The organism is Mesorhizobium sp. M0772, assembly GCF_040320135.1.
Classification (GTDB): domain Bacteria; phylum Pseudomonadota; class Alphaproteobacteria; order Rhizobiales; family Rhizobiaceae; genus Mesorhizobium.
Window position 1 is genome coordinate 79,414 of record NZ_JAMYPB010000013.1, and the last position, 13,079, is coordinate 92,492.

The following is a 13,079-nucleotide window of genomic DNA, read 5'->3' on the forward strand; positions in this document are numbered from 1 at the left end:
GGCAAAATCAGCCCGCGAACGGAGGGTAATATGAATTACGCAGCCCGCGGCACGATGCTTGCCGCGATCCTGTTCTGCTCGATGGGAACGGCTTCGGCCGATGCGATCCCGGGGATGCGCGGCCACGACCACACCGGCATCACGGTGCCCGACATGAAGCAGGCAGTCGACTTCTTCACCGAAGTCGTCGGCTGCAAGAAGGCGATGTCGTTCGGTCCGTTCGCGGATGACAAGGGCACCTTCATGCAGGATCTTCTGGGCGTCGATCCGAAGGCTGTCATCGAGCAGGTCACCATGGTGCGTTGCGGCTATGGCTCGAATATAGAGCTGTTCAAATACACCGCGCCCGACCAGAAGGATTTGACGCCGAAGAACAGCGATATCGGCGGCTTCCACATTGCATTGTACGTCGATGATGTCGCCGCGGCCAAAGCCTATCTCGACGGCAAGGGCGTGAAGACGCGGATGGGGCCGCTGCCGGTCAAGGAAGGTCCGGCGGCCGGCCAGACCATTCTCTATTTCCAGGCGCCATGGGGGCTGCAGCTGGAGGCGATCAGCTATCCCGACGGGATGGCCTATGAGAAAGGTGCCGAGACTGTGCTGTGGAGCCCGAAGAACCCGGAGAAGTGATTTCCAGAGCGCGCTTTCGGGGCCAACCCGCAGGCGCGCCACCCGTGTTCAGCAATCGTTCCAACATGAAACTTTAAGCTTGAAATATTTCATCTCCGGCGCGATACTTGAGATGCAGCAAGCGAAGAGGAGATCGCACGGATGAAGGTTGCGGTTCTCGGTGGCGGACCAGCCGGCCTCTACTTTGCCATTTCAATGAAGCTGCGGGACGCCGCCCACAAGGTCACGGTGTTCGAGCGCAACCGCGCCGACGATACCTTCGGCTGGGGCGTCGTGCTGTCGGCCGAAACACTCGACAACCTTGCCAAAAACGACCCGGTCAGCGCTGTCTGGATCAAGAAGCATTTCGCCTATTGGGACGACATCGCCGTCATCCATGACGGCGTGCGCACGGTCTCGTCGGGCCACGGTTTCTGTGGCATCGGCCGCAAGCGGCTTCTGATCCTGCTGCAGCGACGCGCGCGCGAACTTGGCGTGAGGCTGATGTTCGAGAGCGATATCGCCGACCCTCAGCCCTATATGGAGACGCATGATCTGGTCGTCGCCGCCGATGGGCTGAACTCAAGGGCGCGCAACACCTTCGTCGAAGTCTTCAAGCCCGACATCGACACCCGCAAATGCAAATTCGTCTGGCTCGGCACCAACCAGAAATTCGACGACGCCTTCACCTTCATCTTCGAGAAGACCGAGCATGGCTGGGTGTGGGCGCACGCCTATCAATTCGACAGCGAGACAGCGACCTTCATTGTCGAGTGCAGCGAACAGACCTGGGCTGCCTTCGGCTTCGGCGCCATGTCGCAGCAGGAATCCATCGCCGTCTGCGAGCGCATCTTTGAGAAACATCTCGGCGGCCACGCGCTGATGACCAATGCCAATCACATCAGAGGTTCGGCCTGGATCAATTTCCCGCGCGTGCTGTGCGAACGCTGGTCCTACAAGAACCTGGCTCTGATGGGCGACGCGGCGGCCTCGGCACATTTCTCGATCGGCTCCGGCACCAAGCTCGCATTGGAAAGCGCGGTGGCGCTGGCCGAATATGTCAAAACCGAACCGGACCTCGACGCCGCCTTCCGCAAGTATGAGGATGCGCGCCGCACCGAGGTGCTGAAGCTGCAGTCGGCGGCGCGCAATTCGCTGGAGTGGTTCGAGGAGGTCGAGCGCTATCTCGGCCTTGATCCGGTGCAGTTCAATTATTCGCTGCTGACCCGCTCGCAGCGCATCAGCCACGAGAATTTGCGGCTGCGCGATGCCAAATGGCTTGAAAGCGCCGAGGAATGGTTCCAGCGCCAGGCGGGGGCAGGCGGCAACAGGCAGCGCCGGGCGCCGATGTTCGCGCCGTTCAAGCTGCGCGACATGCAGCTCAACAACCGCATCGTTGTTTCGCCGATGGCGCAATACAAGGCAGTCGATGGCTGCCCGACCGACTGGCATTTCGCCCACTATGCCGAGCGTGCCAAGGGCGGCGCCGGGCTTGTCTATATCGAGATGACCTGCGTCAGCCCGGAAGGACGCATCACGCCCGGTTGTCCCGGCTTCTATGCGTCCGAACATGAGGTGGCGTGGAAGCGGCTGGTCGATTTCGTCCACACCGAGACCGAGGCTAAAATCTGCGCCCAGATCGGGCACTCCGGGGCCAAGGGCTCGACCCGTGTCGGCTGGGAGGGCACCGACGTGCCGCTCTCCTCGGGCAATTGGCCGGTCATGGCAGCCTCGGCGATTGCATGGTCGCCGCAAAACCAGGTGCCGAAAGCCATGGACCGCGCCGATATGGATTTGGTGCGCGACCAATTCGTGGCCTCCACCGAAATGGCCGATCGTTGCGGCTTCGACATGCTGGAGATCCACGCCGCGCATGGCTATTTGCTGTCGTCCTTCATCACGCCGGTCACCAACCAGCGTACGGATGAGTATGGCGGTTCGCTGGAAAATCGCATGCGCTATCCCCTGGAAATCTTCCATGCGGTGCGCGCCGCCTGGCCGGCGCGAAAGCCGATTTCGGTGCGCATTTCGGCCAATGATTGGGTCGGCATGGAGGGTGTGACGCCGGCCGATGCGGTGGAGATCGCGCGAATGCTGCATGAAGCCGGCGTCGACATATGCGACGTCTCGGCAGGTCAGACCTCGATTGCCGCCAAGCCTGTCTATGGCCGAATGTTCCAGACGCCGTTCTCGGACCGCATCCGCAACGAGGTCGGCATGGCGACGATGGCGGTCGGCAACATCTACGAGCCGGATCATGTCAATTCGATCCTGATGGCCGGCCGCGCCGACCTGGTGGCCCTGGCACGGCCGCATCTCGCCGATCCCTACTGGACGCTGCATGCCGCCGTGACGCTCGGTGATCGTGGTGTCAAATGGCCGGATCCCTATCTGCCCGGACGCGACCAGATCTACCGGCTGGCCGAGCGCGATGCGGCGGCGGGGCTGAAAGTATGACGACGGCCTCGGCGATCCCCGGCAAGCATGCTTTGGTCACCGGCGGCGGCTCCGGCGTCGGCCGGGCCATCGCGCTCGTGCTGGCCGAGGCCGGCATAGAGGTGACCATATGCGGGAGGCGCGACGCCGAGCTTGCCAAGTTGGCCGGCGAGAACGACCGCATCCACGCCATGTCAGCCGATGTCACCGACGAGGCGGCGATGATTTCGCTCTACGCGCAAGCGGAAGCCGTGCGCGGCCCGTTCGACATCGTCGTCGCCAATGCCGGCATGGCCGGCAGCACGCCGGCGCACAGGACCTCGCTTGCCGACTGGCAGCGGACGCTCGACGTCAATCTGACCGGCGCCTTCCTGACGGTGAAGCCGGCGCTGGCCGGCATGGCCGCGCGCAAGGCGGGCCGGATCGTCTTCGTCGCCTCGACCGCAGGGCTGAAAGGCTACGCCTATGTCGCGCCCTACGTGGCGGCCAAGCATGGGGTGGTCGGGCTGATGCGGGCACTGGCGGCCGAGACGGCGAAATCCGGCGTGACCGTCAACGCCGTTTGCCCGGGCTTCGTAGAGACCGGCATGCTGGAGGAGTCCATTCAGCGCGTCGTCGAAAAGACCGGCCGCTCAGTCGAGCAGGCGCGGGCGAGCCTTGCCTCGACCAACCCGCAAGGCCGTTTCATCCAGCCGCAGGAAGTTGCCTCAGCGGTGCTCTGGCTGTGCGGCGATGCGGCTGCGTCGATTACCGGACAAGCAATTTCGATCTCAGGAGGCGAAACATGGTAGCCGGCCCATTGCCCGCGCCGTCGGGACCCGGCAAGGACCGGCTGCGTCTCTGGATCAGGCTGCTGCGCGCCTCGCGCACGATCGAAGCGGAGCTGCGCGAGCGCCTGAAGAAGGAATTCGATACGACGCTGCCGCGTTTCGACGTCATGGCCGCCCTCTACCGCGCGCCGGAAGGCATGCTGATGAGCGATCTGTCGCGCTTCCTGCTGGTATCCAACGGCAATGTCACCGGCATCGTCGACCGGCTTGTTTCGGAAGGGGTGGTCGCGCGCGCGCGCCGCAATGGCGATCGCCGCACATCCATGGTGCGACTGACCGACGAGGGTTCCAAATCTTTTGCCGCAATGGCCGCGGCGCATGAGGGTTGGATCGGAGAATTGCTGGCCAAGGTCAGCGAGGAGGATGCGCGCCGGCTGACCGGCATGCTGACCTCGTTCCGCAGCAACTGGGAGGGACGCGAATGAGTTCGATGGCCGGCCTCAAGCCGAAGCACTTCCTTTGGGAAGTCGAAGGCAGGATCGCCAAGGTGCGGCTCGACCGGCCGGAGCGCAAGAATCCGCTGACCTTCGACAGCTATGCGGAACTGCGCGACACGTTCCGCGATCTCGTCTATGCCGACGACGTCGACGCCGTGGTGTTCCTGCCCAATGGCGGCAATTTCTGCTCGGGCGGCGATGTCCACGACATTATCGGCCCATTGGTCAAGATGGACATGAAGGAATTGCTCGCCTTCACCCGCATGACCGGCGATTTCGTCAAGGCGATGCTCAACTGCGGCAAGCCGATCATCGCGGCGGTCGACGGTGTCGCGGTCGGCGCCGGCGCCATCATCGCCATGAGCGCCGACATCCGCATCGCCACGCCGGAGGCCAAGACCGCTTTCCTGTTCACCCGCGTCGGCCTTGCCGGCTGCGACATGGGCGCCTGCGCGATCCTGCCGCGCATCATCGGCCAGGGCCGTGCCGCCGAATTGCTCTACACCGGCCGCACGATGACGGCAGCGGAAGGCGAGCGCTGGGGCTTCTACAACAGGCTGGTCGATGCCGCAGTGCTCGAGGCCGACGCGCTCGAGATGGCGGCGCGCATCGTCTCGGGTCCGACCTTCGCGCACGGCATCACCAAGACGCAGCTCAACCAGGAATGGTCGATGGGCCTCGACCAGGCGATCGAAGCGGAAGCGCAGGCGCAGGCGATCTGCATGCAGACGCGTGACTTCGAGCGCGCCTACAAGGCCTTCCTCGCCAAGGAGAAACCGGTGTTCGAGGGCAATTGATGGCTGACAAGAGTTTCCTCAACTGGCCGTTTTTCGAAGACCGGCATCGCGAACTCGCCGAACGCCTTGATGCCTGGTGCGCCAGGAACCTGCCCGTCGATCACCACGACGTCGATGCCGCCTGCCGCGAGCTGGTGGCGAAACTTGGCAGCGACGGCTGGCTGAAGCCGACGGCGCTCGATACCGACAATCCGGGACCGCTCGATGTCCGCACCTTGTGCATCACGCGCGAGACGCTGGCGCGCCATGACGGGTTGGCCGACTTCGCCTTCGCCATGCAGGGGCTCGGCACCGGCGCGCTCAGCCTGTTCGGCACACCCGACCAGCAGCAATGGCTGGCAAAGACCAGGGCCGGCAAGACGATTTCCGCCTTCGCGCTTTCGGAGCCACGCTCCGGGTCGGATGTCGCCAACACCGAAATGACGGCGAGCCGCGATGGCGACTTCTATATCCTCAGCGGCGAGAAGACCTGGATTTCCAATGGCGGCATTGCCGATCTCTACGTCGTCTTTGCCCGCACCGCCGAGGCACCGGGTGCCAAGGGACTTTCCGCCTTTCTCGTACCCGCTGATACCAAGGGGCTTGGCATTGCCGAGCGCCTTGAAGTGATCGCGCCGCATCCGCTGGCGCGGCTTTCCTTCGATCAGGTCCGGGTGCCGGCTTCGGCGCTGATCGGCAAACCGGGAGACGGCTTCCGCATCGCCATGTCGGTGCTTGACGTGTTCCGCTCCACGGTCGGCGCGGCGGCACTCGGCTTTGCCCGCCGGGCGCTGGACGAAAGCATCAGCAGGGTGGCCGAGCGCAAACTTTTCGGCGCGCCGATGGCAGAGCTGCAGATGGTGCAAGGCCATATCGCCGACATGGCGCTGGACATCGATGCCGCAGCGCTGCTGGTCTACCGCGCTGCCTGGACCAAGGACATGGGCGCGGCGCGTGTCACCCGCGAGGCGGCGATGGCCAAGCTGTTCGCCACCGACAAGGCGCAAGAGGTGATCGACAAGGCTGTGCAGCTGCATGGGGGGGACGGCGTCCGCAAGGGCCATATCGTCGAGAGCCTCTATCGCGAGATCCGCGCGCTACGCATCTACGAGGGCGCATCCGATGTGCAGAAGGTGGTGATCGCACGGCAGGTGATGGGCGCGGCCTGACGGCGACGTATTTGATTTTGAGATTTGGTTTTTAAGAATACCGGGGAGGCTTGAAAATGCACGAGATCCTGCAGCCGGAGGGCTGGGCGAAACCGGTCGGCTACGCCAACGGCATTGCTGCGCGCGGCAGGCTCGTCTTCGTGGGCGGACAGGTCGGCTGGAACGGGCAGTGCCAGTTCGAGACCGACGATTTCGCCGGCCAGGTGCGGCAGACGCTGCAAAACATCGTCGCCGTGCTGGCGGAAGCCGGCGCGGAGCCACGGCACATCACCGCGATGACCTGGTATTTCACCGACAAGGCCGAATATCTCGGCAATCTCAAGGGTATAGGCGAGGCCTATCGCGAGGTGATCGGCCGGCATTTCCCAGCGATGGCCGCCATGCAGGTGGTGGCGCTAGTGGAAGATCGCGCCAAAATCGAAATTCAGGCAACCGCCGTCATTCCGGATTAACGAATTCGTTATTCCCGGATTGATCAGCAGCGCAGCCCCGCCCGCTTCAGCAGAGGAAATACGTGGTCGCAGAAATAGGGCAGTTCCTGGGTGTAGTTGACGAACGACAGCGCGATGCCCTGGTAGCCATGCCCGGCGATTGCCGCCATCTCGGCGGCAATCGTCTCCGGCGTTCCAACCAGCGGGTAGGTGCCGGCGCCGCCGGCGAAACGCTGCCGGTAGCGGTCATAGGCATGCGGGTCATGCGACTGCGAGAACTCCTTCTTGCCTGCCATATGAGCATCGACCGCATCGTGGTCGACCAGATCGACGGCATAGCGCGTGTAGTAGGCCTGCGCCTCTTCCATGGTTGGACGGCAGACGACATGCGCCACCGTGTAGACGCCGACGTTGCGGCCAACCTTGTCGGCCCGCTCGCTGATGTCGGCGACATGCTTGCCGGCATCGCTCATTTCCGAAAAGGTCGTGAACAGATAATCGCATCGGGCGGCGGCGAAATCCCGGCCCGGGCCACCGAAAGCAGCGTTCATGGTCACCGGGCGTGGAACCTGCAGGCTCGCCGGCCGGCTCACCGCCTCCTTGAGGCGATAGTAGGTGCCTTCATAGTCCAGAGGCTGGTCCGAGGCGTAGAGCTTTTCCAGGATTTCGATCCATTCGGCGGCCTGGTCGTAGCCCTTCTCGACCAAAGGCGTGCCGAACATGCCGAATTCCTTCGGGTTCCAGCCGCAGACGATGTTCAAGCCGGCGCGGCCCTGGCTGATATGGTCGACAGTTGCCAGCGCCTTGGCGGCATAGAGCGGATGCACCAGCGGCACATGCACGGTCATGAACAGGCCGATCTGCTCGGTGGCCACCGCCAGAGCTGCTGCCCAGGTGAAGGTCTCGAACGACCATTCGCGCACCTTGTTGCGGCCGCCAAAGCCACGCCAGCGCGCGATCGGAAGCATAAATTCCAGCCCGGCGCGGTCGGCGATCTGCGCCGCCGTCAGATTGTCCTGCCAGCTTGCCGTCCAGCGTTCCGGCACATCGGTGATGGCCAGACCGCCATCGGCATTGGTCGAAAAGACGCCGAGCTTCAGTTTGTTCGAGCCGTGCAGGGGATGCGTTTTGATCATCATGGGAACTCGTGGCGGGAGACCGACACGCTAGGCCCGCGCAAAAATATTTCAAGCCTGAAATAGCTTCGCCTCGCCGCCGATTGCGGATATGAATTTGGAGGGGAAAAGGGGATGTGAACGCGTTCCGTCAGAAGTGCATCGGCAAGACCAATCTCGTCGGCTCCTTCGCCGCTATTCCCCATCCCGTCGCCGTCGAAGTGATGGCGCTCACCGGCCTCGACTTCGTCTGCATCGACTGGGAACATGCCCAGATCGCGCGCGACACGATCGAAACCATGGTGCGCGCGGCCGACGTGCATCGCGTGCCGGCCATGGTGCGTGTTCCCGGTCATGCGCCGGAAGCTATCCAGGCGGCGCTCGACAGCGGCGCACAAGGCGTGCTCGTGCCGCGCGTCTCGACCGCTGCTCAGGCCGAGGCGGCGGTGAAAGCCTCGCGCTATCCGCCGCTGGGCGAGCGCGGCGTCGGACCTGGCCGCGCGGCCGGCTATGGCTATCGCATTCCCGAATATCTGGCCGCGGCCAATGACAGGGTGGTCGTCGCGGTCCAGGTCGAGACATCGGAGGGGCTGGCCAACATCGAGGCGATCGCGGCCATAGACGGCATCGATGTGGTCTTCGTCGGCCCCGGCGATCTCTCCGTGTCGATCGATGCGATCGGGCCGAAAGGCGTGGACAAGCTCGATGAGGCGATCACAAGGATCATCCGCGCGACCGTCGCGCATGGCAGGACATCGGGCATATTTTGCGCCAGCCCACAGACGATCAGCCAGTGGGCCGCTATCGGCGCGAGCTTCTTCGTGCTGGCCAGCGATACGATGTTTCTTGGCGCCGGCGCTGCGGCCAACTGCACCGCTGCGCGCGCCGAGCTGCGGTAGACGGGCGGGATCGGGCAAAAACTTTTTAAGCTTAAAACTTTTTCCTTGAAAAGCGCAGCACATTGGATAGCATCCAAACTCGATGGCGACTGTCGTGCCGGTGGGGCTTGCCGGGCAGTCCGTCGCGGTGCTCCGGGTGGGAGGGGTTTCAGTCCTTGTCGTTCATACTGCCCCAGTCATCGTCCAGCGCGCGTTATGCTTTCGACGGCGTACGTGCCCAGATCCGTGACCTGCACACCGAAAACATTGCCAACCTTGCCGTGCGCGCCCGAGAACTGGGCGACGTGATCGCGCTCTGGTACGGCGAAGGCGACATGGTGACGCCGGCCTTCATCCGCGATGCCGCGAAGGCCGCCTTCGATGAAGGCCAGACGTTCTACGTCCCTAACATGCGTGGGCACCCCCTACTGACCGAGGCGCTGTCGGAATACCAAACGCGCATTCACGGCCGGACGATCCCGATTGCGCGCACCACGGTCACGCCTGGCGGCATGCAGGCGCTGTACCTGGCGCTGGAACTGCTGGTCGATACCGGCAGCAACGTCGTCTATGTCGCGCCGCAATGGCCCAACATCCACAACGCCATCCATCTGATCGGCGGCGAGCCAAGGCCGTTTTCGCTCGACTTCAAGGGCGACTGGCATCTCGATCTCGACCGGCTGTTCGCCACTTGCGATGCGCGCACACGCGCGATCTTCCTGTCGACGCCGTCCAACCCGACCGGCTGGACCGCGTCGCGCGAGGAGATGCAGGCGCTGCTCGACTTCAGCCGGCGCACCGGCATCTGGATCATCTCCGACGAGGTCTATGGCCGGCTCTATTTCGACGGCAATGTTGCTCCTTCCATCCTGCAGATCGCCGAGGATGGCGACCGGGTGCTGTCGGTCAACAGTTTTTCGAAGGCGTGGGCGATGACCGGCTGGCGCATCGGCTGGCTGACGCATCCGTCCGGGGTGGCCGACCAGCTTGGCGCCATGACGCAGTACATCAACAGCGGCACCGCCGCGCCTATCCAGGCAGGCGCTGTCGCCGCCATCCGCCAAGGCGAGCCGCTGGTCGAGGAGATCAGGCAGCGGATCAAAACCGGCCTCGACCTTGCCTATGACAGGCTGGCCCAGATTCCCGGCATCATCCTGCCGACGAAACCGCGCGGAGGCATGTATGCCTTCTTTGCCATGGACGGCGAAAGCGACGCCCGGCAGGCCTGCGCCAGGATACTGGAGACGGCGCGCGTCGGGCTGGCTCCCGGCCACCTCTTTGGAAATTCGGCAGCGGCCTTCCTGCGGATGTGCGTGTGCCGTGAACGCGACCAGATAGCGACCGCGCTCGAGCGCATGGTCGCCGCCATGAATTGACGCCCCGCTGGGAGGTGGGACGGCAACAAACCGTGCGGGAGCAAACCCGCCCGATCAACAACCAGAGGGAACACAAAATGAGCTTCACTCGTCGCAACCTGCTTCTTCTCGCCGCCACGATCGGCATCGCTGCCGGCCCGGCCACCGCCTTTGCCGCCGATGTGCTCAATGTCGGCGCCTACCCGACCAATCCGCCCTTCGAATACAAGAACGAGAGCGGCACTTTCGAGGGCTTTGAAGTCGACATCGTCAACGAAGCGGCCAAGCGTGCCGGCATGACCACCGACATTGCCGACCTCGGCTTCCAGGCGCTGTTCGCGGCTGTCAGTTCCAACCGCATCGATGTCGCGATCTCCTCGATCACCATCACGCCGGAGCGACTGAAAACGCTGTCCTTCACCCAGCCCTATTATGACTCCGACATGGGCATTGCGACGAAGACCGATAGCGCTGTTAACACCGAGGCCGACCTCAAGGGCAAGATCGTCGGCGTGCTTTCAGGCTCGACCGGCGAGACCTGGGTCAAGGCGCACCAGGAGGCTGACGGCTACAGCGACGTGAAGGGCTATGACACGCAGCAGAATCTTCTGCTCGACCTCAGCGCGGGCCGCGTGGACGCCGCCGTCAGCGATATTCCGGGCATGGAATACTCCTTCACCAAGATGAAGGACCTGAAGGTCAAGCAGCGCATCAAGACCGGCGAACAGTACGGCCTGATGATGAGCAAGGACCATCCGCTGCTCGGCAAGCTGAACGACGCGCTGACCGCGATGAAGAAGGACGGAACGCTGGCCGCGATCCACAAGAAGTGGTTCGGCAGCGACGCGCCAGCCGATTCCTCGACGGTCAAGGAAATGCCGCTGCCCAAGGCCTGACCGGCAATGCACTTAAATCGTGCCGGCTCCCAGGCCGGCACGATTCATTTCACGCTCCGGCGCCTGCTGCCACACGGATAGCCTCATCGGAGGCAAGGTCGATTGGTTTTAACTTGAGCATCCTTTGCTCTGGGGTTCGGGAACGCTCCCATGTCGCTGATCGACACCTTCTTCAATCCTGACGTGATCATGTCCAGCCTGCCGGCGCTGTTGCGTGGCTTCCTGAACACGCTGCTGCTCGGCATTTTGAGTATCGGCATCGGCATTCCCATTGGCCTGGGGATCAGCCTGTTGCGGCTCTATGCGCCGAAGCCGCTGCGCTGGCTGGCGGTCGGCTACACCGACATCTTCCGGGCCCTGCCGGTGCTGGTGGTGCTGATCCTGATCTATTATGCGCTGCCCTTCCTCGGCATCCGTCTGTCGTCCTGGGCCTCCGCCGTGACGGCGTTCGCCATCATCATGTCGGCCTATTCAGCAGAAGTGTTCCGCTCCGGCATTGAGAGCATTCCGAAAGGCCAATTCGAGGCAGCACAGGCGCTCGGCCTGCCTTTCCTTTTGACCTTGCGCAAGGTGGTGCTGCCGCAGGCGATCCGAGTCGTAATCCCGCCGATGACCAGCAATTGCGTCTCGATGTTCAAGGACACGTCGCTCGCTTCCACCGTTGCGCTGCCTGAACTGTTGAAGGAAGCGACCAACGCGCAATCGCTCTATGCCAATCCCTCGCCGCTGATCGGCGCCGCTTTGGTCTATCTCATCTTCCTCTGGCCCATGGTCCGCCTCGTCAGCCTGCTCGAAGACCGCTTCAAGACCGAGAAGACGCGCTGACCTCATCAACCGTCCCGCTTCCCAAGCCATTCGCAGGAGATACAGTTGAGCAATTCCCAAGCCGCCGGCGGCTTTCCGGTCGACACCATCCGCGCCATGTTTCCGGCCTTGCAGCGCGCCGGTGATTTCATCTTCATGGACAACGCCGCCGGCGCGCAGATCCCGCAGAGCGTGCTCGACGCGGTGACCAATCACCTGGTCTCGCACAATGTGCAGCGTGGTGGTCGCTATGGACGCTCGGTCACGGTCGACCAATCGGTTGCGGATGCTCGGACGAGCGTGGCCTTGCTGATCAACGCCTACAGTCCGTCGGAAATCTGCTTCGGCATGAACGCCACCTCGTTCATTCGCCTGGTCAGCCTCGGCATCAGCCAGATGCTGGCCAAGGACACAGAGCGCGACGAGATCGTCATCACCGATATGGACCACGACGCCAACATCGCCACGTGGCTGGCGCTGGAGCCCGCCGGAGCCAAGTTCAAATGGTGGCGCATGCGCGAGGACGGCAACCTGCATGTCGACGACCTCAAGCCGCTGGTTTCCGATCGCACCCGTCTCGTCGCCTGCACGGTGACCGCGCATTCGATCGGCTCGATCGTCGACGTCGCTTCGGTGGCCGCGATCGCGCATGCGGCCGGCGCCGAAGTGTTCCTTGACTGCGTGCATTACGGACCGCACGGGCTGATCGACGTGCAGGCCTGGGACTGCGACTATCTCGTCTGCTCCGGCTACAAGAATTTCTCGCCGCATATGGGCTTTCTGTGGGGCCGCTTCGAAACGCTGAAGCGGCTGCCGACCTTCCGCGAGGACTTCATCCCCGACGAGCCGCCTTACAAGGTCGAGGCCGGCACCTTCATCTACGAGAACGTCTCAGGCATGGATGCCGCGGTGCAGTACCTGGAACTGATCGGCCGCAATCTGGCGCCCTCCAACAACCGCTCGCGGCGCGACAACATCGTTGCCGGCATGGGCGCTATCCGCGACTACGAAGTGCTCCTGGCGCGTGAGATGCTCGCGGTGCTCAAAGCTTGCGGCGCGACCATTTACGGGGTTTCGGAAGAGACCCGCATCAAGGAGCGCGTGCCGACCTTCTGCTTCAACATCGGCAAGCTGTCGCCGCAGCGGATCGTCGAGGAAATGGCTGAGATGCAGATCGGCATCCGCGACGGCCATATGTATGCGCCCCGGTTGATGAAGCGTCTCAACCTGTCGATGGACAGCGGCGCCATCCGCGCCTCGCTGGTCCATTACAACACGGTCGACGAGGTCAGGCGTTTCGGCCAGGCGTTGCGCGCCGTCGTAGCCAAGCTGTCGTAGCTTGT

13 protein-coding genes are annotated in these 13,079 nt (G+C 63.3%); 12 read left to right on the top strand and 1 reads right to left on the bottom strand.

Annotation, left to right across the window (positions count from 1 at the left end; all coding sequences use genetic code 11):
• Positions 1-30 precede the first annotated feature (30 nt).
• From NKI06_RS11910 to NKI06_RS11940, 7 genes are all read left to right on the top strand, one after another.
• Positions 31-630, top strand: a complete 600-nt coding sequence (locus NKI06_RS11910; RefSeq protein WP_023751782.1) for a VOC family protein — start codon at positions 31-33, stop codon at positions 628-630.
• A 141-nt stretch (positions 631-771) separates the two neighbouring features.
• Entirely contained in the window at positions 772-3,066 is a 2,295-nt protein-coding gene (locus NKI06_RS11915; RefSeq protein WP_023751783.1) for a bifunctional salicylyl-CoA 5-hydroxylase/oxidoreductase, read from the top strand.
• On the top strand, positions 3,063-3,836 hold the full coding sequence (locus NKI06_RS11920) for an SDR family NAD(P)-dependent oxidoreductase (protein ID WP_023751784.1): 774 nt from the start codon (positions 3,063-3,065) through the stop codon (positions 3,834-3,836). The genes NKI06_RS11915 and NKI06_RS11920 overlap by 4 nt, the downstream gene beginning before the upstream one ends.
• Positions 3,830-4,300: a MarR family winged helix-turn-helix transcriptional regulator gene (locus NKI06_RS11925; protein ID WP_023667803.1), complete on the top strand. Its 471-nt coding sequence runs from the start codon at positions 3,830-3,832 to the stop codon at positions 4,298-4,300. The genes NKI06_RS11920 and NKI06_RS11925 overlap by 7 nt, the downstream gene beginning before the upstream one ends.
• Positions 4,297-5,109, top strand: coding sequence for an enoyl-CoA hydratase family protein (locus NKI06_RS11930; protein ID WP_023667804.1), 813 nt, complete (start codon positions 4,297-4,299; stop codon positions 5,107-5,109). Before NKI06_RS11925 ends, NKI06_RS11930 begins: the two co-directional genes overlap by 4 nt.
• Positions 5,109-6,257, top strand: coding sequence for an acyl-CoA dehydrogenase family protein (locus tag NKI06_RS11935; protein WP_352985392.1), 1,149 nt, complete (start codon positions 5,109-5,111; stop codon positions 6,255-6,257). Before NKI06_RS11930 ends, NKI06_RS11935 begins: the two co-directional genes overlap by 1 nt.
• Positions 6,258-6,313: 56 nt before the next feature.
• Positions 6,314-6,709, top strand: a complete 396-nt coding sequence (locus tag NKI06_RS11940) for a RidA family protein (RefSeq protein ID WP_023667806.1) — start codon at positions 6,314-6,316, stop codon at positions 6,707-6,709.
• A gap of 23 nt (positions 6,710-6,732) precedes the next feature.
• Here NKI06_RS11940 and NKI06_RS11945 read toward each other — a convergent pair whose 3' ends face one another.
• Positions 6,733-7,824, bottom strand: a complete 1,092-nt coding sequence (locus NKI06_RS11945; RefSeq protein ID WP_286460991.1) for an LLM class flavin-dependent oxidoreductase — start codon at positions 7,822-7,824, stop codon at positions 6,733-6,735.
• Positions 7,825-7,940: 116 nt separating this feature from the next.
• Between NKI06_RS11945 and NKI06_RS11950 the strand changes: the two genes are divergently transcribed.
• The 5 genes from NKI06_RS11950 (at position 7,941) to NKI06_RS11970 (ending at position 13,074) form a co-directional block, all read left to right on the top strand.
• Complete coding sequence (locus NKI06_RS11950) at positions 7,941-8,702, top strand: HpcH/HpaI aldolase family protein (protein WP_023740557.1); 762 nt, start codon at positions 7,941-7,943, stop codon at positions 8,700-8,702.
• A 155-nt stretch (positions 8,703-8,857) separates the two neighbouring features.
• A complete protein-coding gene (locus tag NKI06_RS11955; RefSeq protein WP_352985394.1) occupies positions 8,858-10,057 on the top strand; it encodes a pyridoxal phosphate-dependent aminotransferase in 1,200 nt (399 codons plus the stop codon).
• A 77-nt stretch (positions 10,058-10,134) separates the two neighbouring features.
• Positions 10,135-10,932 carry an ABC transporter substrate-binding protein gene (locus tag NKI06_RS11960; RefSeq protein WP_023682726.1) on the top strand — a complete coding sequence of 266 codons (798 nt, stop codon included), beginning with the start codon at positions 10,135-10,137 and terminating at the stop codon, positions 10,930-10,932.
• A 150-nt stretch (positions 10,933-11,082) separates the two neighbouring features.
• On the top strand, positions 11,083-11,757 hold the full coding sequence (locus tag NKI06_RS11965) for an amino acid ABC transporter permease (protein ID WP_023667812.1): 675 nt from the start codon (positions 11,083-11,085) through the stop codon (positions 11,755-11,757).
• 45 nt (positions 11,758-11,802) lie between these two features.
• On the top strand, positions 11,803-13,074 hold the full coding sequence (locus NKI06_RS11970; protein ID WP_352985396.1) for a cysteine desulfurase-like protein: 1,272 nt from the start codon (positions 11,803-11,805) through the stop codon (positions 13,072-13,074).
• Positions 13,075-13,079: the final 5 nt, after the last annotated feature.